Source organism: Rothia sp. (in: high G+C Gram-positive bacteria), from assembly GCF_030540545.1.
In the GTDB taxonomy this organism is placed as follows: domain Bacteria; phylum Actinomycetota; class Actinomycetes; order Actinomycetales; family Micrococcaceae; genus Rothia.
Genome location: NZ_JAUNVZ010000003.1, coordinates 195769 through 216835, shown reverse-complemented (window position 1 = coordinate 216835; position 21067 = coordinate 195769). Strand labels below are relative to the sequence as shown.

Here is a 21067-nt window from a genome sequence, read left to right as displayed (position 1 = left end):
CCCACTACACCTTGAAAAGGGTATAGCAAAGGGGCGGGTGCCTATAGGCACCCGCCCCTTTGCCGGTCACTAGACTAGAGCTAACTTATATATTATTTAGCCCACCAGGCGCGCAGCCAGATAAGACTTCACCTGGTCCAGTGCCACACGCTCCTGAGCCATGGTGTCGCGCTCGCGAATGGTCACAGCCTGATCCTCGAGAGTATCGAAGTCCACGGTAATGCAGAACGGGGTGCCGATTTCGTCCTGGCGGCGGTAGCGGCGACCAATAGCGCCCGCCTCGTCGTAGTCAATATTCCACAGTGCCGAGAGCTCATCAGCCAGCTTGCGGGAAGGCTCAGCCAGCTCGGGCTTCTTGGACAGGGGCAGGACAGCAGCCTTGACCGGTGCCAGGCGCGGGTCCAGCTTGAGCACAACGCGCTTATCCACGCCGCCCTTGGTGTTGGGGGCCTCGTCCTCAACATAGGAGTCCACCAGGAATGCCATCATGGAGCGGGTCAGACCGAAGGAAGGCTCAATCACGTAGGGTACGTAACGCTCGCCGGATGCCTGATCGAAGTACTCCAGCTTAGCGTTGGAGTGCTCATTGTGCACGCCCAGGTCGTAGTCGGTGCGGTTCGCAACGCCCATGAGCTCGCCCCATTCGCCGCCCTGGAAACCGAAGCGGTACTCCAGGTCCATGGTGCCGGCGGAGTAGTGCGCACGGTCGGCCTCAGGCACGTCGAAACGGCGCATATTATCCGGGTTAATACCCAGGTCAACGAACCAGTTCCAGCAGTCTTCAATCCACTGCTCGTAGTACTTCTGAGCATCGTCGGGGTGCACGAAGTACTCGATTTCCATCTGCTCGAACTCGCGGGTACGGAAAATGAAGTTACCCGGGGTGATCTCGTTGCGGAAGGACTTACCGATCTGGCCAATGCCGAAGGGCGGGCGCTTGCGGCTTGCGGTGACCACATTGTTGAAGTTCACGAAAATACCCTGAGCGGTTTCGGGGCGCAGGTAGTGCAGACCCTCTTCGTTATCCACCGGACCCAGGTAGGTCTTCATCAGACCGGAGAAATTCTGCGGTTCGGTCCACTCGCCGCGGGTACCGCAATTGGGGCAGGCGATCTCTGCCATGCCCTCAGCCTCGCGGCCCTTCTTCTCGGCGAAGGCCTCCAGCAGGTGGTCCTGGCGCAGGCGCTTATGGCAGGAGAGGCACTCCACCAGCGGGTCGGTGAAGGTTGCCACATGGCCGGATGCTTCCCACACCTGGCGCGGCAGGATTACGGAAGAGTCCAGACCCACCATATCCGAGCGCGAGCGCACGAAACGCTGCCACCACTGCTGACGGATGTTTTCCTTCAGCTCCACGCCCAGCGGACCGTAGTCCCATGCGGAGCGGGAACCGCCGTAGATTTCACCCGCCTGGAAGACGAAGCCGCGGCGTTTTGCCAGGGAAATAACATTGTCCAGGGTGGACTTTTCAGCCATGTGTTGTTCTCCTTGTAGTGCTGGCGCCATTGGTTTATGGCGTGCGTTGATTCTCGGCGAGCGTGCTGCTTACCGAACATCAGGTCAAAATATAAGGGTACCATTGCCGGGCTTTTTCGTCAGGGGGTACACTGAGATGCTATGGATCAGATTTATATTCGTGATGAGATGATTCGCCTGGGTCAGTTTTTGAAACTGGCGAATCTTGTGGAAGACGGCGCCCAGGCTCGTGAAGTCATTAGCTACGGGCTGGTGAAGGTCAATGGTGAGATTGAGGAGGCGCGCGGCAAGCAGCTGCATGTGGGCGATGAAGTCACGCTCAATGGTGTCACCGTTGTAGTTGCCCGCGAAGACTAGGCTTAGACTAAAAGCCCCGGTCAGTACCTCACTGACCGGGGCTTTGAGCTACGTTCTACTACTCTCCTGCGGCTTCGGCGACCTTAGAAGCACGAATGACGGGCTCCTTGCCCAGAATCTTCACCTCAATAAATTCGCCCACGTGGCGCACCTCCATTGCGGAGACACCGTGACCGGCACCCGCGTAGAGCACCTTAATACCGTCGGTGTACTTGCGAATCCAATCGTAGGTGTAATTCACATAATCCTGAGGAATTACCGGGTCTTCCTGGTCTCGCCCGAAGAAGACGGGCAGTTCAGTTTTCTTGAGCTCTTCATCGTGGAAGTAGTCAGTTTCTTCAGGCACAGCGTACCCGGACAGACCAATCAGCGCTTTGAAACGCCCCGGCGCATGGCGCACCATAGAGGTCGCAATACCCATACCCTGAGAGAAGCCCAGCAGACTCACCGAAGCATAGGTGTCTGCCTGAGATTCAACCCATTCGAGCACATAGTCGCTTGCCTGCTCAATAGCGCGGATATCGCTTTCAAGGCTCTGGTTCAGCGGGTACCACTGGTAGCCGGGGGCATCGGCGGGAATATAAGCACCCGTAGAATCGGCGGAGAATTGGTGACCGACCGGCTGCGGGGCGCGCATACCGGCGTAGGTAATATTCTCATCCGGCAGATGCTGCGCCAGGGAGAGCAGGTCCATCTCCTGGGAACCGTAGCCGTGCAGCAGCAGCACCAGGTGGGTGCCGGGGCGCTCAGCTTCGGGGCGGGAGTATTCTACAACGTACTTATTTTCACTCATGCTTCTATTATCCCCGATTCGCCCGGCTCCCAACCCGGCACATATCCACGGTTCTCCCGCTGGCGCGGAAATATTTCATGGTTAAACACAAGCCGGTGCCCTCAGCAGACACCGGCCTATATAGATTTAGAACCTAGCCCACTACCGCAGCAGCAGGGTCGGTCACCCGATAGGCAGGAATATCCTGAGCCAGAGCACGAGCGAGAATGCGCTCCACCTGGTCGGTTTCTACCAGGAACCCGTCGTGGCCGTGGTCGGATTCAATAATATCCACCTGAACATCCCCGGGCAGGGCGTCAGCCAACACCTGGGATTCGTGCGGGAAGAAAAGGCGGTCGGTACTGACGGCAGCCACCACCCACTGGCAGAAACTGGACGCCAGAGCTTGGGAAAGGCACCCACGATCGCGCGCCACATTGTGGGAAATCAGCGCCTCGTTAACCACCAGGTAGCTATTGGCGTCAAAACGATGCACGAGCTTACGGCCGTGATGATCCAGGTAGCTTTCAATGGCGTAGCGGCCGCGCGGCTCACCAATGGTTCCGCTAATCACGCTCTCGGTGCCGTCGATCAGGGGCACCACAGAGCCCTCTACCTTGGGGTTCGGCTTACGACCAAAACGATGCTCCAGTTCCGCCGGGGATCGGTAGGTGGTGTGCGCAATGCGGCGCGCCAGAGCCAGACCCTGTTTGGGTTCGGGTCCACCGTAGTAGTTGCCGCGGGCAAAGGCCGGGTCCATGCGAATCGCCAGGTTTTGCGCGTGCGCCCAGGCGATCTGTTCGCCGGTTGCCGCAGGTCCGGAGGCAATGACAGCGCATCCGCGTACCAGTTCCGGGAAGCACGCCGCCCATTCCAGGGCGCGAGCGCCTCCCAGGGAGCCACCAATGACCATGCGGAAGCTGGTAATGCCCAACTGGTGCGCCAGGATAGCTTCGGCGCGCACGGAGTCGCGGATGGTTACCTGCGGGAAGGAGGAGCCCCAGGGGGTGCCTTCACCCGGGTAACCTTCGGGAATCAGGGATGCCGGCCCGGTGGAGCCGTAGCATCCACCCAGAATATTGGGGGCAAGCACAAAATAACGATTGGTATCGATCACGGCACCGGGGCCAATAATGCCCGCCCACCAGCCTTCACGTTCGGCTTCGGTGGCAAGGTAATCGGGCATATCGCTGGTGGGCACGCCACGGGATACATGCGGGTCGCCGGTCAGGGCGTGTAGCACCAAAATGGCGTTATCTCCCGCTTCGTTGAGCGTGCCCCAGGTTTCAAATCCGAGCACGGCTTGGGGCAGTAGCAGCCCGTTATCCAGGCGCATATCGCCAATATCGGCGTGGCGCAAATAGCCCTGACCGCCGGGGTATTCACCGGTGCGGCGGCTATCGAGGTTCTTGAATTCTTGACGCATATCTACTCCCCTATGGCTCCGTGGCGGAGCCGGTCGCAGTGTTCGATCATGGAGTGTCTATCCCGCGGCATCTTCGGCGCGGGATAGACACTCATCCGGTAGCTTTTGGACAGAGAATTGGGGTGCTACCGGAGTGTGGAGCGCACCCTAGAGGGTGGCAAAACCCAGTTCGAGGTCGGCAATAATATCTTCCAGGGCCTCAATACCCACCGCCAGGCGGACAAAGGAGGCGCTAATGCCCAGCTCTGCCAGTTCCTCTTCGCTCAGCTGAGCGTGGGTGGTGGAGGCAGGGTGGATCACCAGGGAACGCACATCACCAATATTGGCGACATTGGAGTGTAGCACCAGGGCGTCGACGAACTCGCGGGTCTGTTCCAGGGTGGCGTCTTTGAGACTGAAGCCCACAATCGCGCCGGGTCCCTTGGGCAGGTACTTCTGCGCGCGCTCGTACCAGGGGGAAGATTCCAGACCCGCCCAGGAGACAGAGGCAACCTGCGGGTGGTTTTCCAGCCAGGTGGCTACCGCGCGTGCGTTTTCAATATGGCGGTCTACGCGCAGGGAGAGGGTCTCCAGACCGATACCGATATTGAAGGCGTTGGTGGGCGAAATTGCGGCGCCGGTATCGCGCAGCAGGGAAACGCGAGCCTTCAAAATATAGGAGAGGTTCGCACCGAATGCACTACCCACGCCCAGATCGCGGGCGTAGACCAGGCCGTGGTAGCCGGGGGCTTCTTCATTGAACTTGGGGAACTTTTCCGGGTCCTTGCCGTAGTCGAAGTTGCCGGAGTCCACAATGACACCGCCGATAGAGGTGCCGTGACCGCCCAGGTACTTGGTGGCCGAGTGCACCACCACGTCAGCGCCGTGCTCGATCGGGCGCAGCAGGTAAGGGGTGGCGACGGTATTGTCCACAATCAGCGGCACGCCGTGCTCGTGGGCGATGGCTGCAATGGGCTCAATGTCGAACACATCGTTCTTGGGGTTAGGCACGGATTCGCCGTAGAAGAGCTTGGTGTTGGGGCGAACCGCTGCACGCCATGCATCCAAATCGTCCGGGTTTTCCACGAAGGTGGTTTCAATGCCCAGATCTGCCAGGGTGTACTTGAGCAGGTTGTAGGTGCCACCGTACAGGGAGGGGGAAGCAACAATGTGGTCGCCCGCGCCTGCAATATTCAGAATGGAGTAGGTGATTGCTGCCTGACCGGAGGCAAGCAGCAGGGCACCCACGCCACCTTCCAGGGAGGCGATACGGTTTTCAATGGCTTCCTGGGTGGGGTTGTTCAGACGGGTGTAAATCGGTCCGAGTTCAGAGAGAGCGAAGCGGTTTGCTGCGGTCTGTGCGTCGGGGAAGACGAAGGAGGTGGTCTGATAGATCGGTAGTGCCCGAGCTCCCGTTGCGGCATCCGGTGCCTGGCCCGCGTGAATCTGGCGGGTTTCGAACTGCCAACCGGCAGGGTTTGCGGGAGTCGGGACGGAAGTGGTGCTCATGCTGATAGGCTCCTTGAGATAGATAGTTGTTCTTATCTCGGGGCCGCATGCCGTCTCTTTCGGTACAGGTTTCTCGCTCCAGCTCGTTCTAGGAGGAAGTATCTCTGTATACGAAAAACGATGCGCCTAAAGAGTCGGGCACATCGGTCCCGCGCTTGCGCTGCTGTCCTTGTGACAATAGCGCCCGGTCTTCACCCAGGGCACCCCGCCGCGGTTGGAGGGTTGCCGGCCAGCTAGCTGGGGCTTATTGCTGGCTCTCATGACCTGGCTCTAGAGTGACATAGAGCCGCTATGCCGGTCAAGAACTACCGGCTATATGACGTAATGAGTTAATCTATGACATTTATGACGCGCACCGCCGTAATATTTCGCGGGCTCTGTCTTAAAGCCGCCGCTTTAAATACTCGAGTTTAAATGCACTAAGCGCCCGCTGACTTTAAGAATCTCTTAAGACAGCGGGCGCTTGGCGGCGGTTCAGGCTATAGCTCTAGATTGCCTAAAACACTAGTCCAAACGGGCGTATTCCAGGCTCACAATCTCAGCACCGGTAATGCGCACGCGACGCTTAGAACCATTAAAGAACGTGCGAGCGCTAAAGACCTCGGCGTAACCGGTATGTCCCTCTCCACCAACGAAAAGTTCGGTGGTGGAGCCATCTACCAGTAGCTCGAAGGAGCGCAGGGTGCTCTTGTCCAGGCTGCGCTGGCGCAGGCTGCCGCCTTCGGTGTAGCGGGTGCCGCTGCGATCCATGGAGGCGAAATCCTTCGCCAAATCAATGCTCAGTGCCACGCCGTGGGCGTCCTTAATGCGCAGCTTGGCGCGGCGGCCGGAGACGTCCACGGTACCGCGCAGACGCCATACACGTGCGTCCTTGAGCTCCTTAATACGACCCTTTTCATCGGCTTCTGCAGGTTTCAAGGGCAGTACCTGATCCAGCTGAGCTACGGGTGCATAGTAGAGCTTGCCGTCGCGCAGGTGCAGCTCACGCGGGTAGGTCATGGTGTGCACCCAACGGTGCGAGTAAGAGGGCAGATCGTCCTGTTCGGCGTTACCCAGCCACGCCATGAGCACGGGTGCAATATGCGGGTTGGTACCGCTTTCATCGGCGCGTACCGCCTGCTCACCGGTGCCGCTAAAGCTCTGCGGGGCGTAGAATTCAAAGCCGGCGTCCAGCTCGGTGAAGGGGGTAATGGCCTTGAATTTGAGCGACTTTTTGAGCTTACCGACCATATAGCCGCTCTGGTAAATATTGTGGTATTTTTCGCCGCTGGGTGTGATGCCCTGCGGGGAGAAAATCAGTACATCCTGCATGGAGCCGGTCAGTTCATCGCGCATGCGCAGCACCGAGGGGCACTCAAACATATAGCTTTTAGCCAGCACGGGGTCTTTAATACCCAGCTCACCGGCGAAGGTCCACGATGTACGGTCTTGGCTGGTGTAGGCGACCACGGCGCCGGTTTTGTCCGTTCGCTGGGCGCCAATGAACATCCACCATGCGCCCTTGCGGTAGATAACGTGCGGGTCGCGGTAGTGGGCGGTGTAGCCTTCTTCCGGTCCGGAAATCAGCGGAGGTAGTTCGCGTTGAAGCTCGGAGCTACCCTCATGGGGGTGCTTGGCGGAGCCGACGAAGTTTTCGGGCGCAATGGCGCGGATTTGGTAGGTTTGGCGCTTGCCCTCTTCGTCTTTGACATTGCCGGTGTAGAAGAATTCATAGCGACCGTCCACGTAAATACCGCTGCCGGAGTAGCAGCCGTGGCTATCGAAAATGGTGTTGGGTACCAGGGCGGTACCGCGGTCTTCCCAGTGGCTCAGATCGGTACTGGTGGCGTGGCGCCAGTAGACCAGGCGCTCGGGGTGCAGGGGTGAGTACTGGTAGAAGGCGTGGTAGGTGGTGCCGTCAAAGATTAGACCGTTGGGGTCGTTGAGGCGGCCAACTGCCGGGGCTAGGTGCAGTGCGGGGTAGTCGCGGTCATTGCGCACCTGCGGACCCCAAAGCTCGAGGGTTTCCTGCGCTTCTTGGGCGAGGTCTCGGCCGGGGAATCGCTGGCTGCTATAGCTGTGATTGTCAGTGGTACTCATCGTTTTTATTGTATCGCGCGCATTGTGTGTGTATATATTTTCACCGGTATTTTCGTCATATTTTTATGCCCTTTTCACCTCGAGAGTAGAACAGCGCGGGTATAGAAAAGCGCGGGTACGGACTGTGTATTGCCCATACCCGCGCTTTTCTTCAGGGCTTTAGCGCCCGATCAGTTCTAGGCTTTAGGAGCGCTTACGGCGTGCAGCCACCAGCAGCACACCTGCTACCAGAGCGGCAGCACCAGCCGCAGCGATAATACCCGCCTGGGAACCGGTGGAAGCGAGCTTCTTCGTAGAAGCCTTCTGGGATTCCTTCTCTAGCTGTGCGGTCTCTTCGCTGTCCTGCTGAGCCTTTGCTTTCGCTTCGCTCTTAGACTTGGACTCAGTCTTGACTACGAACTTACCGTCTTCGATATCCACCCGAACGGTGACGTCTTCAGAGCTGGAGCTTTCAGAAGCAACCGGGGATGCACTGGGGCTTGCAAATGCGCTCGGAGTTGCGGTAACCGAGGGAGTAGCAGAAGTGCTCGGGCTTGCGCTTGCCGAAGGAGTTGCAGTCACCGTTGCGCTCGGAGTTGCGGTAGCCGAGGGGCTCACCGAAGCGCTCGGGGAAGCAGAAGGCTTCACGCTCGGGGTTGTACTCGGTACTGCGGTAGCAGAGGGGCTAGCAGAAACGCTCGGGGAAGGGCTGGGAGAGGCAGAAACACTGGGGCTGGGGGTTACAGCGGGAGTGCCCTTAACGCGGAAGGTCCAATCGCAGGAGGTTGCGCTGGTGCCATCGCTGTAGTGCACCACAACCTTCGCGGTGTGCGCACCCGGGGTGGTTTCCGGCAGGTCAACGCTAATATTGCCGATCGCGTCAATCGTTGCGGGGTATTCCTTGCCCTGATAGGTGACGGTCACGGACTTAATGCTTGCCGAGGTCGAGGAGGTAAGCGCCGTGCTCAAGCTTGCCGGGTCAATAATGTGAGTGCAGGATTCGCCGCTGCTCTGAGCCATCTCACTCAGGGGAGTTCCATCGCACTTGGCAGCCTTACCCACCGCGAAGGTACGCAGCTTCACATCCGCGGCGTGCTTCTTCAGCAGTTCCTTCGTGCTGCTGTACAGAGAGGCATTACCATCGGAGAGGAAGAAAATGTACTTATCGCCCTGGACCTGATCCAGCTGGCCGTAGGCTGCCTCCAGCGCATCATGGAAGTCCGTACCGTAGGAAACATCCACGTCCTGATATGCCTTCACGCTACCTGCTGTGGTACCGTGGGTGACAAAATTGACGGCATTCTGGCCGTTAACCGTGTGGCCGGGTGCTACCCAGGTTGCACCGTTCGGATCCAGCGCCAGCGCATGAGCATTACTACCGAATGCAACCACGGACACGCGGATATTCTGGTCGGAGCTGGGCAGTGCCGCCAGCTGAGCGTTCAGCTTCTGGACCGCGGAGACCTCGCAGTCGAGCACATCGCCGACGAAAGTATCCCTATTGAAATTATCCTTGGCATCCTTGACACCGTCGCCATTGCAGTCCATATGATCGGGCATAGCGGTGGATCCGGAGAGATCCATCACGAATACAACGTTCGTGGGTGCGGTGTTCTGGTTTGTGACCGAGACCTTACCGTGCAGGTGTACCTTACCGGGGTCAAATTCCTGGTTGGCGTCCTGCTGCACGATGCCGCTGGTGCAGCTATCTGCAGCAAGGGCTGCCGGGGTCAGTGCCAGGGAGCAGGCGAGCGCGCCCGCTGCGAAAGTTTTCTTCAACGTCATTGCACGTCCTTTGGGCTATGAGACCGCCCGCAGGCGGCCTGAAGATCGTATGGTTGGTGTGCTTTTACATCGCGTAGATGGATTCGGGATATACCCCGTACTATCCACCCTAAAAGTGGCGGTTTAGGGCGTGCAAGTTATACACCTCTATATATGCATTTTTCAACCACACCTAGAAACTTAGGTAAGTCATATCTCCGTTTTCAGATGCTGTGCCCGTTTGGACGGCATGATCCGGGAAAATTCACACGGGAGCAGCGGGTGCGCCCTAGGCACATGTGCCGTTTCCAAATGCCTTCGGCCCAAGCCACCCCGACACCCGCTCCGGGAACATTCAAGAGCATCCATCCCCGCCCATATTCCGGCAAAACATACCAAAATTCAGCACAGCCGCGCAGAGATTCTATACACTGGATATAAGCTAGATTACATAGAAAGGCAAACATGAGCCTGAACGATATTCCCACCCTGCCGGTGGCGAAAAAAGTACCCTTTGAACGCACCTACCACGGCGATACTTTTATCGATTCCTATGAGTGGCTGCGCGATAAAGAATCCGCCGAAGTTATTGAGCACCTGACCGCAGAAAATGCCTACACCGAGGCTGTGACCGCCGATCAGCAGCCCCTGCGCGATGCGATCTTTGAAGAGATAAAGGCACGCACCCAGCTGGCGGATATGACCGTGCCCAATCGCATTGGTGATTGGTGGTACTACAGCCGCATGGTGCGCGGCGGTCAGTACCCCATTTTCTGCCGTGTGCACGCCGACCTTGAGGGCGACGAGGTAGCCCGCTACACTCCCCCGACCCTGACCGCCGGTGAGCCCCTGGAGGGCGAAGAGATTATCCTGGATTGCAATGAATACGCCAAGGATATGAAGTTCTTCGCTCTGGGCACTTTCCAGCCATCCCGTAACGGTAAGCTGCTGAGCGTCTCGGTCGATGATAGTGGCGATGAACGTTTTGAGCAGCGTTTCCTCAACCTTGAAACCGGTCAGTGGCTGGAGGATACCATCCCGAATGTTTTCTCCGGCTCCTTCTTTATTAACCACGCAACCCAGCTGGTCTACCTGGTGCCCGATGATTCCTGGCGCCCCTACCGCGCCTATGTGCACACCATTGGCACCAGCTACACCGAGGATTACCTGCTCTACGAAGAGGCGGATGTCACCATGTGGCTGGGCGCTAAGATGAGCGCGGACCGCTCCCATATTGTGCTCTCCAGCGGCAATTCCGAGTTCTCCGAGACTTCCATTGTGCCCATTGCCGATGTGCACGCACCGCTGCGCACCATTATTAGCCGCGATGTGCGCATTGAATACCACGCCGAGCCGATTACTATTGTCGGTGGTGTGCACCTGCTGATTCAGCACGATTACAATGCGCTCAACTCCGAGCTGGTGCTCGCTCCCCTGCCCGAGCAGACGGTTACCACCCGCGAGCAGCTCGATGAGTATGTGAGCGAATGGGTGCCGGTGATTCGCCATAGTGAGAATGTGCGTGTGGAGGGCTTTACCCTCTCTGCAACCCACCTGGTGGTCACCGCGCGCGCCAATACCACCGTGCGTCTCTTCCTGGCACCCCGTGAGGCTCTGCCGGTGCAGCTGCGCAAGAAGAAGCCCGCCGGTATTACCTTTATGGAACCGGCAGGTTTTGACGAGGAGCTCTACACCACCGATGTGCTGCGCGCCGAGAATTACTCGCCTGTGGTGCGCATTGCCTACACCTCCTTCCTGACCCCGCGCCGCGTGTACGATTACTTCCCCATGTCTCAGATCCTGGTGCTGCGCCGCGAGACCCCGGTTCTGGGCGGTTATGATCGCGCGAATTACCGTGCGTACCGCGATTGGGCGAAGGCTTCCGACGGCACTCTGATTCCGATTTCGGTCATGCACCGCGCAGACCTGGATCTTGAGCAGGAGCACCCGCTGATTCAGTACGCTTACGGTTCCTACGAGTCCTCGATTGATCCTTCGTTCTCGGCGATGGCTCTGTCCCTGCTGGATCGCAATGTCGTCTACGCGATTGCTCATATTCGCGGCGGTGGCGAGATGGGCCGCCAGTGGTACTTGGACGGCAAGAAGGATAAGAAGAAGAATAGCTTTAGCGACTTCGTGGCGGTCACCGATCACCTGGTCTCTAAGCCGTGGGTAGATGCTTCCCGCGTGGCGGCATTTGGTGGTTCTGCCGGCGGTTTGCTCATGGGCGCCGTGGCGAATTTGGCGCCCGAGAAGTACACCGCTATTTTGGCGGCGGTACCTTTTGTGGATGCACTGACCACGATCCTTGACCCGGAGCTGCCGCTCTCCGCCCTGGAATGGGAGGAATGGGGCAACCCAATTGAGGATAAGGACGCCTATGAGTATATGAAGTCCTATTCTCCCTATGAGAATATCCGCCCGGTGCGTTACCCGGCGATTGCTGCGACCACCAGTTTCAATGACACTCGTGTGCTCTATGTTGAGCCGGCGAAGTGGGTTGCCGCCCTGCGCGAGACCATTGATCCGTCTTCGCCTATTCCTCTGTTGAAGATTGAGATGGATGCCGGTCACGGTGGCGGTTCGGGTCGCTTTACCGCCTGGCGTGAGCGCGCCTGGGATTACGCATTTATGCTCTATAACCTGGGTATTACCAAGTAGGATTATTCCGCTTGATATAAGAGTTCTGCCCCGCATGTTCCTGTGAGCACGCGGGGCAGAACTCTTTTTTCTCGCCATAGCGAGCAGGACTACACCATAAGCTTCTGCTCGCGCACCGCATCGCGCACATCATCGGCTGAGCCTCGAGCAATAATCTGTCCCTGCGAGAGAACCAGCACCTCATCTACAGAATCCATGAGTTCATCGCTCATACGGTGGCTAATGTACACCATGCCCATCGGAAGATTCAGCAGGCGCTGCTCAATGGAGGCAGCGGTGCCCGCATCCAAACCGCTGGTTAGCTCGTCAATAATGGCAAAGCGCGGGGAGCCGAGCAGGGTGCGTGCCAGCAACAGGCGCTGACGCTCACCACCGGACATTTCGCTCAAATCGGAACTAACCATATAGTCCAGTCCCTGAGCGTTGACCCACCCATCAATTCCGGCGGTGGCACAAGCAGCCATAATCTGCTCGTCACTGATTGATTCATCGTGCAGGCGTAGGTTCTCACGCAGGGTATCGGTGAAGATATAGCTGCTTTGGGACAGATACCCCACGGAACGGTTCAGGCTCTTATCATCCAGGCCCCGGCAATCGCGCGCCCTATCGCTGCTCAGCTGAGCGTTTAGAGTTCCGCTATAGGTCCGGTTCAAACCCAGCAGGGGTTTAAAGAGGGTGCTTTTGCCGCTACCGCTGGCACCAACCACCAGGTATTTCTTGGAGGTTTCCAGGTGCAGGGTCATCGGTTCCGAGCTGTCAAAGAGCTGTACGTCCCGGTAGGAATAGGCACGAATATGCTCAGCCTCATCCAGGGTGATCGTAGCAGGGTTCTTCTCTTCGGTGGGGATTGCTGTCTGCAGCTGGCGCAGGGCGGTACGACCGGCAATCAGCTCGGGAATAATGGCGCTTGCCGAGTAGAGGGGCATGCAGATCATACCGGTCAGCTGGGTAAAGATCAGCAATTGAGGCAGGCTCAGCAGATTAATAATCACCAGGTAACCGCCAATAGCCCAGGAGCCCAGGTAGAGCAGCACGGTAAAGAGAGTGTTGATGGCGTCCACGCGCTCCTGGGTACGGCTATTGGTTCGGTAGGCGGAGAACCATCGTGCGCGCAGCAGGGAGTAGAGGTTTGCGTAAGTTTTGCGGTGCCCGGTACGTTTCCATTCGGAGGCGCCGCGCAGAATATCCGCGCTTTTCTCGGTGAGTTCGGTCGTGGCTGCAATATATTCTTCGGCTCGGCGCCCAATAATTTTCTGGGTCAGCAGGGGCAGGGCGCATACGGGCAGGCAGAGCAGAATGGTCAGCGCAGCCATAAGTGGGTTGGTGTAAAAGGCGAGAGCCAGGGCAAGAACCAGCTGGGTGGCGAGGTACCCGCCCCACATGAGCTGGTCGTAGTAGGAGCCCTTGACGTAGTCGATTTGGCTGGTGAATTGGGCGATATAGTAGTCCGGTTTATGCTTACTCAGCTGCGCCAGGGGGGCGGAGGCAATGGAGGACATGAGGCGCTCGCGCAGGGAGTTGGTCAGCTCGGCAGTCGCCAGGGTTGCCGAGTATTGCCGGGCGTAGTGCAGGCTGACGCGCACGAGAATATAGAGCAGTACCCCGCCCATGAGGCTTAGGTATGCGGAGGCGTTGGAGTCAACGATTGCCTGACCGATGGCTCCAATGAGGGGTGCTTCTGCCACGCAGATGAGCGCCAGGATAGGGGTCAGCACCCATACGCTGAGAAGATGGCGTGTTTTCATAGTGTGTTGCTTCCTTGCGGTTTATCTCTACGCTGCCTGTGTTTTCCTCATCAGACAAATTATCTGCCATCAGACAAGTTATATGCGCGCATAAGGTGTCTGAATACTACACAGCATACCAGCCCCCTATACACAAAGATAAAGAAATACCCCGCCCGGGCATAAACCCGGACGGGGTATCTCTATACGCTATCAGCGCTACAGGGGCTTAGCCCTCAACACCGCACTCAGCCAGAATCAGTTCGCGCACGCGGGCAGCATCAGCCTGACCGCGGGTAGCCTTCATCACCTGACCGACCACAGCACCGGCAGCCTGAATCTTACCGGAACGGATCTTCTCGGCAACATCGGGCATAGCAGCCAGAGCTTCCTGAACAGCGGCAGTCAGCGCGCCATCATCGGAAACCACAGCCAGGCCGCGTGCCTCAACGATCTCGGAGGGAGCACCTTCACCGGCAAGCACGAACTCCAGCACCTGACGGGCAATCTTGTCATTAATCTTGCCCTCAGAAATCAGGGATTCCAGCTCAACCACAATCGCAGGGGTAACACCCAGGGCGGTCAGCTCAACCTCAGCCTGCTTAGCGCGGCGGGCAATCTCACCCATCCACCACTTGCGGGCTGCAGCAGCCGAAGCACCGGCAGTGACGGTCTCTTCAATAATGTCCAGAGCACCGGCGTTGACCACATCGCGGAATTCCTCATCGGAGTAACCCCACTCGCCCTTAAGACGACGGCGACGCTCAGCGGGAGGCTCCGGCAGGGTTGCGCGCAGGCTCTCGATCCACTCGTCATTGGTCACCACGGGAACCAGGTCCGGCTCGGGGAAGTAGCGGTAGTCATCCGCGTCGCTCTTGGGGCGGCCTGCGGAGGTCTCGCGGGTATCCTCGTGCCAGTGGCGGGTCTCCTGCAGCACGGACTTGCCGGATTCCAGCACAGCGGCGTGGCGGCGAATCTCGTAGCGCACCGCGCGCTCAACAGAGCGCAGGGAGTTCACGTTCTTGGTCTCGGAGCGGGTACCGAACTTCGTAGCGCCCTTGGGCATCAGGGAGACGTTCGCATCGCAGCGCACATTACCGCGCTCCATACGAGCCTCGGAAATACCCAGGTTCTTGACGATATCGCGAATAGCGGCAACATAGGCACGAGCCAGCTCGGGCGCACGGTCGCCTGCACCAACGATAGGCTTGGTCACGATCTCGATCAGGGGCACACCGGCACGGTTGTAGTCCACCAGGGAGAAGGCTGCACCCTGAATACGGCCGTCAGCGCCACCCACGTGGGTGAGCTTACCGGCGTCTTCTTCCATGTGCGCGCGCTCAATCTCCACGGTGAAGATGGTGCCGTCTTCCAGCTCCACATCCAGCTTGCCGTTTTCAGCAATGGGCTTGTGGTGCTGGGAGGTCTGGAAGTTCTTCGGGGTGTCCGGGTAGAAGTAGTTCTTACGCGCGAAGTAGGTAATCGGCGCAATCTCACAACCCAGTGCCAGACCCAGCTTAATAGCGGACTCAACCGCTACCTTGTTGACCACCGGCATGGCGCCGGGCAGGCCCAGGGAGACGGGGCTGACGTTGGTGTTCGGCTCATCGCCGAACTCATTCGGTGCGGAGTCGAACATTTTGGTCTTGGTGTTCAGCTCAACGTGCACCTCAAAACCCAGAACCGGGTCGTACTTGTCCATTGCTTCTTCGAAGCTGAGGATTTCGTCGCTCATTACTTGGTACCCCCAAAGTCAAAGTCGCGGATCGTTTCGGTCACATCAGGGATGCGGGTGTAGAAGGGTGCGCCCCACTTATCGGTCAGCAGCTTCTCCAGGCCTGCCGCCACGCGGTACAGACGTGCGTCTTCGCGTGCGGGTGCGGTGAACTGAATACCGACGGGCATGCCGTCTTCTTCAGCCACACCGGCGGGCAGGGAGATGGAGGGAACACCGGCAAGGTTGGTGGGCACGGTTGCGATATCGCCCAGGTACATTGCGGTCGGGTCGCCCTTGGTCTTCTCACCCAGCTTGAAGGCAGTGGTGGGGCTGGTGGGGCTCACGAGCACGTCAACCTTCTCAAAGGCTGCCGCGTAGTCGCGCTGAATCAGGGTGCGGACCTTCAGAGCCGCACCGTAGTACGCCTCGAAGTTACCTGCGGACAGCGCGTAGGTACCCAGAATAATACGGCGCTTAACCTCGTTGCCGAAGCCCGCTGCGCGGGTTGCAGCCATAACGCGCTCGATGGTGACCGGGCCGTCTTCGGGGACAACGCGCAGACCGTAGCGCACGCCGTCGTAGCGTGCCAGGTTGGAGGACACCTCGGAGGACATGATCATGTAGTAGGCGCTAATGGCGTGCTGCACGCTGGGCAGGGAGACCTCAACGATCTCGGCGCCGGCTGCCTGCAGCAGTTCCAGGGAGTCCATAAAGCGTGCAATCACGCCGTGCTGGAAGCCCTTACCGGAACCGCCGCCGAGCTCCTTAATAACGCCCACGCGCAGACCCTTGAGGGAGCCTTCCTGAGCGCCTTCACGTGCTGCCTGTGCAAAGGCGGGTACGGGTTCGTTCAGGCTGGTGGAGTCCAGCGGGTCGTGGCCGGCAATGACCTCGTGCAGCAGGGCGGTGTCCAGCACGGTACGTGCACAGGGACCAACCTGGTCCAGGGAGGATGCCATAGCGATCACGCCGGAGCGGGAAACGGAGCCGTAGGTGGGCTTGACACCCACGGAACCGGTCAGTGCAGCCGGCTGGCGGATGGAGCCACCGGTGTCGGTGCCCAGTGCCAGGGGTGCCTGGAATGCGGAGACAGCAGCTGCGGAGCCACCGCCGGAGCCGCCGGGCACGCGCTGCAGATCCCAGGGGTTGCGCACGGGGCCGAATGCGGAGTGCTCATTGGAGGAACCCATAGCGAATTCGTCCAGGTTGGTCTTGCCCAGGATCGGCATGCGTGCTGCGCGTACCTTCTGGGTGACGGTGCCGTCGTAGGGGCTCATCCAGCCTTCGAGCATCTTGGATGCTGCGGTGGTGGGCTGCCCCTTGGTGACAATCAGGTCCTTAATGGCGATGGGCACGCCTGCCAGGGCGGGCAGTTCCTTACCGGCTGCGCGGTCTGCGTCTACGGCTGCTGCTTCTGCCAGGGCTTCTTCTGCGTTCACATGCAGGAAGGCGTTCAGACCCTGTGCACCGTCGGTGGCTGCAATGTGGTCCAGGTGCGCCTGGGTGAGTTCCACCGAGGTGATTTCGCCGGCTGCCAGCTTTGCGGCTGCTTCTGCGGCGGTGAGTTTAATGAGTTCAGTCATTGAGTACGCCCCTTAGTCTTCGTTGAGGATTGCGGGCACGCGGAACTTGCCGTCCTGCGCATCGGGTGCACCGGATAGTGCTTGCTCCTGGGTCAGCACGGTATCGCCGACCACGTCTTCGCGGAAGACGTTGCTCAGGGGGATGGGGTGGCTCGTTGCGGGGATATCGTCACCGATGGCTTCCGACATGCTCTCGACCGAGTTGACGATAACGTCCAGTTCCTGGGTCAGGGCTTCCAGTTCGTCATCGGTCATGTCGATATGTGCCAGCTGCGCCAGGTGCTTGACCTGCTCTAGAGTGATGGCAGACATGTGTTCTCCGTATGTCTTAGATGTTTATAACTTAACTAGTCTACCCGATAGGGGCGTGCGGGCAGGATAGATGACAGCATATTCCATGCTCCGTTGGGCTGCTGCAGCCGGGATTATTGGGCGGTGTACTCCCCTGCCGCTGTGCGCATAGCAAGGCCCCGCCTCATCCAATACCGGATGGGGCGGGGCCTGACATGCTACAGAGGTTTTACGCTCAAATCTACCTATCGGTGATGCTGTAGATCCTCGTTATTAGGCGGGGATGTTCAGCACCTGACCGGGGAAGATCAGGTCAACGTTGTAAATCACGTCGGTGTTAGCTGCTGCAATCGCCTGGTAGCCGCCGGAAACGCCCAGCTTAGCTGCGATCAGGGACAGGGTGTCACCTGCAACCACGGTGTAGGTACCGGATGCTGCAACGGGAGCTGCCGGTGCAGCGGGTGCTGCGGGAGCCTGAGTTGCGGGAGCAGCCGGTGCTGCCGGAGCTGCGGGAGCCTGGGTAGCAGGAGCAGTGTATGCCTGCTGCTGCTGGGACTGAGCTGCTACGGTCTGGGTTGCACCGGGGTTGGTGTAGGTCGGTGCTGCACCGCTCTTGCCGTACAGGCCGAGCTTAGCGGAGCATGCGGGCCATGCGCCCCAACCCTGAACTGCGAGCAGACGCTCACCTGCTTCGATCTGCTGTGCACGAGTAGCGGTCTGGGGGGAGCCGGACATGCCGACGCCGTTCCAGGACTGCTGGGTGAACTGCAGACCGCCATAGAAGCCGTTACCGGTGTTGATGGACCAGTTGCCACCGGACTCGCACTGTGCCAGTGCGTCCCAGGTAGCGCCGTCCACTGCGTTAGCAGCGGGCATCGACATGGTAGCTACTGCAGCACCACCAATGGCAAGAGCAGCAGCGGAACGGCGAATGGTGGAATTCTTCTTCATAATGCTCCTAAAGGCCGCCTCCGCATCGCCCCGTCCCCGAGGCTCTAGCGCGTCGCCATTCACCTTGATAATTACATATCGCTTACATTTGTGGCTCTACCCTGTGAATGGCAGGACATACGCTCCCCAGGTCGTGCCCGGCGAACCTCGATAATGGGTAGGAGGCTCACTGGCTGCCGTTAGGTTTACGCATGAAGGCGTACGGTAGAACCGGCATCGTTGCGGATTTTCCAAGGCCGCAACTTAAGCGTGTCCATGCTGGACGCGCTTAATCTGTACTCCAAGATAACGCAGCAAGCTGTGAATTCCAAGTATTTTTTAAGCTCTGAGGGGTTGCTTTTGCCCGCAGAAGCTGTTTTATAGCCTGCTATCTATATATGGGGAAAATTGAGGGGAGGCTAGCACTTTTCACTGCACTACCCTCCCCTTGCCTGTATTTCCGGGGGTTTTAACAGGAGCATTATGCTCCAAACCACGTGCCTTAACTTTCCGCAGAGTGTCAAACAGCTCGGGAATTGCCGGAGTCTGAAAAATTTTTAAGTTTTTCATATTTCAGCGTGTTTATCCCCAAACATAGCGTCTTCTTCGCTATGACACAGCTTATCTACAGGAAAGCCTTCAGCAGCCCTACTTAATCAGCGATTCAACAGCCGCCGGACCGCCAGCCAGCAGAGCCGCAAAACCCTCCTCATCCAGCACCGGAACACCCAGAGCCTGAGCCTTATCCAACTTAGAACCGGCAGCAGGGCCTGCCACCACGAAGCTGGTCTTCTTAGAGACCGAACCACTGGCCTTACCGCCACGAGAAATAATAGCTTCCTTGGCGCTATCGCGAGTGAACTGGCTAAGAGTACCGGTGACCACCACGGTCAAACCCTCCAGGGTACGCTCCAGAGACTCATCCACTTCATCTTCCATGCGCACACCGGCAACAGCCCAGGCGTCCACAATCTCCGCATGCCAATCCACGCTAAACCACTCGCGGATCGAATCGGCAATGGTTTCACCCACGCCGTCCACCTGCGCCAGATCCTCGCGGGAGGCGGAACGAATGGCGTCCATCGAGCCAAAGGCAGCAGCCAGGGCGCGCGCCGCAGTGGGACCCACATGACGAATAGACAAAGCCACCAGCACACGCCAAAGCGGCTGGCTCTTGGCCTTCTGCAGCTGATCCATCAGGTTCATAGTGGTCTTGGAAGGCTTGGACTCGCGACTCTTAGTTGCCTTGGTCCAGAAATAAGGCAGCTGCTCCAGCTTGCCGGTGGGCACACCCTTGACCTTCTTCTCACGCTCAACCATGACATGCTCGAGCATGTCAGGGGTCAGATCAAAGAGCTGAGCCTCGCTGGTGAGCACGGGTTCACCCACGGGGCTGGTTAGTGCTTTGGCGGCTTCAAAGCCCAGCGCCTCAATATCAAAGGCGCCGCGGGAGGCAGCATAGAATATACGCTCGGTCAGCTGAGCCGGGCAGGAGGCGGGGTTCGTGCAGCGCAGATCCACATCTCCCTCTTTACCCGGAGCCAGAGCCGACCCACAGGAGGGACAGGTTGAGGGCATCACAAACTCACGTTCGCTGCCATCGCGCAGAGCCACCACGGGGCCGACGATTTCGGGAATAATATCGCCCGCCTTGCGCAGTACCACGGTGTCGCCGATCAGCACGCCCTTGGCCTTGACCACATCCTGATTGTGCAGGGTGGCGCGTTCCACGGTGGAGCCGGAAACAAAAACCGGCTCCATCACAGCGTAGGGGGTCACGCGGCCGGTACGACCCACATCCACGCGAATATCCAGCAGTTTGGTATTGACCTCTTCGGGCGGGTACTTATAGGCAACGGCCCAGCGGGGCACGCGGGAGGTGTAACCCAGCTGCTCCTGCACGGCAAAGTCGTCAATCTTAATAACAATGCCGTCGATTTCATGCACCAGGGAATGGCGCTTCTCACCGTAGCTGGCAATATAGTCCAGGATTTCCTCGCGAGTATCCAGCACGCGGCTATAGGGGGAAACCGGCAGACCCCAGGAAGCAAGCAGATCGTAGATCTGAGATTGGCGGGTAATAGGTTCGCCCGCTGCATCCAGCACCTGGGTGCGGGCGCCCACACCGTGCACGAACATGCTCAGGGGGCGCTGGGCGGTAATGGAAGCGTCCTTTTGGCGCAGGGAGCCGGCGGCAGCATTGCGCGGATTGGCAAAGGGCGCCTTACCTGCGGCAACCATGGATTCATTGAGTGTGAGGAAATCTGCGGAGGAAATAAAGACTTCACCGCGAATTTCAATCTCTTCGGGGTGATTTTCGCCCGCCAGGCGCGTAGGAATAGTGCCGATGGTCAGCACATTGTGGGTGACATCTTCACCGGTGGTGCCATCGCCACGGGTTGCCGCGCGCACCAGGGAACCATTGCGGTAAAGCAGGTTGACCGCCAGACCGTCGATTTTCAGCTCGGTGAGCCAGCGGGGACTATGGGAGGCAAGGGTTTGGGCATTCTCAGCCGTCTTGGCGAGCCATGCGCTCAGCTCTTCCAGGGAGAAGACATCCTCCAGGGAGTACATGCGCGCCAGATGCTGCACGGGGGCAAAAGCTTCATTGGCGCTACCGCCCACTTCCTGGGTGGGAGAATCATTGGCAATTATGCTCGGATGCAGTGCCTCCAACTCTTCCAGGCGGCGGTAGAGCTGGTCGTAGTCGGCATCGGAAATGGTGGGTGCGTCACGGTCGTAGTAGGCGGCGCGGGCAGCGCGCACGCTATCAATCAGCTGAGCGTATTCTTCACGCAGCTCTTCGGTCAGTTCTACTGC

Annotated in this window: 14 protein-coding genes and 1 riboswitch; of the genes, 2 read left to right on the top strand and 12 right to left on the bottom strand. The window is 58.7% G+C overall.

Features of this window, described 5'->3' with window-relative positions; translation table 11 throughout:
- Positions 1 to 96 precede the first annotated feature (96 nt).
- The gene (locus tag Q4P78_RS04025) at positions 97 to 1476 is read right to left on the bottom strand and encodes a glycine--tRNA ligase (RefSeq protein WP_303339030.1); all 1380 of its coding nucleotides are present in this window, start codon (positions 1474 to 1476) and stop codon (positions 97 to 99) included.
- Between the two features lie 141 nt (positions 1477 to 1617).
- Here Q4P78_RS04025 and Q4P78_RS04020 point away from each other — a divergent pair, with 141 nt between their 5' ends.
- Entirely contained in the window at positions 1618 to 1833 is a 216-nt protein-coding gene (locus tag Q4P78_RS04020; RefSeq protein WP_303339029.1) for an RNA-binding S4 domain-containing protein, read from the top strand.
- Between the two features lie 58 nt (positions 1834 to 1891).
- Here Q4P78_RS04020 and Q4P78_RS04015 read toward each other — a convergent pair whose 3' ends face one another.
- The 5 genes from Q4P78_RS04015 to Q4P78_RS03995 all read right to left on the bottom strand — a co-directional run bounded on the left by Q4P78_RS04015 (position 1892) and on the right by Q4P78_RS03995 (position 9362).
- Positions 1892 to 2626, bottom strand: a complete 735-nt coding sequence (locus Q4P78_RS04015; protein WP_303339028.1) for an alpha/beta hydrolase — start codon at positions 2624 to 2626, stop codon at positions 1892 to 1894.
- A 133-nt stretch (positions 2627 to 2759) separates the two neighbouring features.
- The gene (locus tag Q4P78_RS04010) at positions 2760 to 4031 is read right to left on the bottom strand and encodes a homoserine O-acetyltransferase (RefSeq protein WP_303339027.1); all 1272 of its coding nucleotides are present in this window, start codon (positions 4029 to 4031) and stop codon (positions 2760 to 2762) included.
- A gap of 147 nt (positions 4032 to 4178) precedes the next feature.
- Positions 4179 to 5519: a bifunctional o-acetylhomoserine/o-acetylserine sulfhydrylase gene (locus Q4P78_RS04005; protein WP_303339026.1), complete on the bottom strand. Its 1341-nt coding sequence runs from the start codon at positions 5517 to 5519 to the stop codon at positions 4179 to 4181.
- Between the two features lie 146 nt (positions 5520 to 5665).
- Positions 5666 to 5784, bottom strand: a riboswitch (SAM riboswitch).
- Positions 5785 to 6023: 239 nt separating this feature from the next.
- Positions 6024 to 7598, bottom strand: a complete 1575-nt coding sequence (locus Q4P78_RS04000; RefSeq protein ID WP_303339025.1) for a glycoside hydrolase family 32 protein — start codon at positions 7596 to 7598, stop codon at positions 6024 to 6026.
- A 183-nt stretch (positions 7599 to 7781) separates the two neighbouring features.
- Complete coding sequence (locus Q4P78_RS03995; RefSeq protein ID WP_303339024.1) at positions 7782 to 9362, bottom strand: vWA domain-containing protein; 1581 nt, start codon at positions 9360 to 9362, stop codon at positions 7782 to 7784.
- 444 nt (positions 9363 to 9806) lie between these two features.
- Here Q4P78_RS03995 and Q4P78_RS03990 point away from each other — a divergent pair, with 444 nt between their 5' ends.
- Positions 9807 to 12002, top strand: a complete 2196-nt coding sequence (locus Q4P78_RS03990) for a S9 family peptidase (RefSeq protein WP_303339023.1) — start codon at positions 9807 to 9809, stop codon at positions 12000 to 12002.
- Positions 12003 to 12091: 89 nt separating this feature from the next.
- On the opposite strand, the gene Q4P78_RS03985 is transcribed toward Q4P78_RS03990, so the two are convergent.
- The 6 genes from Q4P78_RS03985 to ligA all read right to left on the bottom strand — a co-directional run bounded on the left by Q4P78_RS03985 (position 12092) and on the right by ligA (position 21058).
- On the bottom strand, positions 12092 to 13747 hold the full coding sequence (locus Q4P78_RS03985; protein WP_303339022.1) for an ABC transporter ATP-binding protein: 1656 nt from the start codon (positions 13745 to 13747) through the stop codon (positions 12092 to 12094).
- A 208-nt stretch (positions 13748 to 13955) separates the two neighbouring features.
- Positions 13956 to 15461 carry an Asp-tRNA(Asn)/Glu-tRNA(Gln) amidotransferase subunit GatB gene (gatB, locus tag Q4P78_RS03980; RefSeq protein ID WP_303339021.1) on the bottom strand — a complete coding sequence of 502 codons (1506 nt, stop codon included), beginning with the start codon at positions 15459 to 15461 and terminating at the stop codon, positions 13956 to 13958.
- A complete protein-coding gene (gatA, locus tag Q4P78_RS03975) occupies positions 15461 to 17026 on the bottom strand; it encodes an Asp-tRNA(Asn)/Glu-tRNA(Gln) amidotransferase subunit GatA (protein ID WP_303339020.1) in 1566 nt (521 codons plus the stop codon). The genes gatB and gatA overlap by 1 nt, the downstream gene beginning before the upstream one ends.
- A 12-nt stretch (positions 17027 to 17038) precedes the next feature.
- On the bottom strand, positions 17039 to 17338 hold the full coding sequence (gene gatC / locus Q4P78_RS03970) for an Asp-tRNA(Asn)/Glu-tRNA(Gln) amidotransferase subunit GatC (RefSeq protein ID WP_303339019.1): 300 nt from the start codon (positions 17336 to 17338) through the stop codon (positions 17039 to 17041).
- A gap of 252 nt (positions 17339 to 17590) precedes the next feature.
- Complete coding sequence (locus Q4P78_RS03965) at positions 17591 to 18268, bottom strand: transglycosylase family protein (protein WP_303339018.1); 678 nt, start codon at positions 18266 to 18268, stop codon at positions 17591 to 17593.
- A gap of 627 nt (positions 18269 to 18895) precedes the next feature.
- The gene (ligA, locus tag Q4P78_RS03960) at positions 18896 to 21058 is read right to left on the bottom strand and encodes an NAD-dependent DNA ligase LigA (RefSeq protein WP_303339105.1); all 2163 of its coding nucleotides are present in this window, start codon (positions 21056 to 21058) and stop codon (positions 18896 to 18898) included.
- Between the last annotated feature and the right edge of the window lie 9 nt (positions 21059 to 21067).